Origin of the sequence: Staphylococcus sp. GDX8P54P (assembly GCF_017893165.1) — a bacterium.
Lineage (GTDB): Bacteria > Bacillota > Bacilli > Staphylococcales > Staphylococcaceae > Staphylococcus > Staphylococcus borealis.
On record NZ_JAESMM010000078.1, the window covers coordinates 1 to 1,178 of the forward strand.

Sequence of the window (1,178 nt, forward strand, 5' to 3'; positions counted from 1 at the left end):
TCGTGTAGTAGACAACGGTATCTTAGCAAAACGCTCACAAGATCCATTAACTTCAGAAGAACGCAAATTCTTTAATGAAATTAATACAGAAGTTGGCTACAAAGAAGAAAAGTTATTACCTGAAACAGTTATTGAACGTGTGTTTGATGACTTATCAACTGAACATCCATTACTTTCTAAAATTAATATCCAAAATGCAGGCTTAGTTACTCGTATCATTAAAGCCGACGCAACTGGACAAGCAGTTTGGGGTAAAATCTTTGGCGAAATTAAAGGACAATTAGATGCTGCTTTCAGTGAAGAAGAATTCAAACAATCTAAATTAACTTGTTTCGTAGTTATCCCTGATGATTTAAAAATGTTTGGACCAAATTGGGTTGAGCGTTTTGTTCGTACTCAAATTGAAGAAGCTATTTCAGTAGCATTAGAAGCCGGATTCTTAACTGGTGAAGGTGCTGCTAAAAACCAACCAGTTGGTTTAATGAAAGATATTCAAAGTAACGGCGGCGTTGTAGATAAAACATCATCAGGCACATTAACTTTTGCTGATGCAGATACTACTGTGAATGAATTAAAGGATGTATTAAAAGGCTTATCGGTTAAAGAAGATGGTAAACCGGTAAAAATTGATGGAAAAGTTGTATTAGTTGTTAATCCACAAGATTCTTGGGATATCCAAGCTCGATACACATACTTAACTGCTAATGGTGGTTTTGTAACTGTATTACCTTACAACGTATCAATCGTAACTTCTGAATTTGTACCTGCTAATAAATTAGTAGCGTTTGTATCAGATCGTTATGACGCAGTACGTGGTGGCGGTTTAACAGTTAAGAAATTCGACCAAACGTTAGCTTTAGAAGACTGTATCTTATACACTGCTAAAACGTTTGCTTATGCACAACCTGCAGATAATAACGCATCTCGTGTTTATGACTTGAAATTATCTACTTCAGTTCGTACTTCAACACCAGCTGGTGGTACTACAGACGGTACAGCTCAAGCATAGAAACGGGGTGATGTAAATGGAAAACATCACTATATCAAATGAGATTCTAGAAGAATTTAAAGAATATACAAAGATTTCTCATGACACTGAAGATGAACACTTAAAACGTGTATTAGCTATGTCCTATAACAATTTGATATCACGTTTTGGAGAATTTGATTTAAGTATT

At 35.1% G+C, this 1,178-nt stretch carries 1 protein-coding gene; it reads left to right on the plus strand.

What is annotated here, in order from left to right; translation table 11 throughout:
- Window positions 1-1,009, plus strand: a 1,009-nt coding sequence (locus tag KA909_RS13235) for a phage major capsid protein (RefSeq protein ID WP_210130324.1), incomplete at its 5' end; no start/stop codon positions are given.
- Window positions 1,010-1,178: the final 169 nt, after the last annotated feature.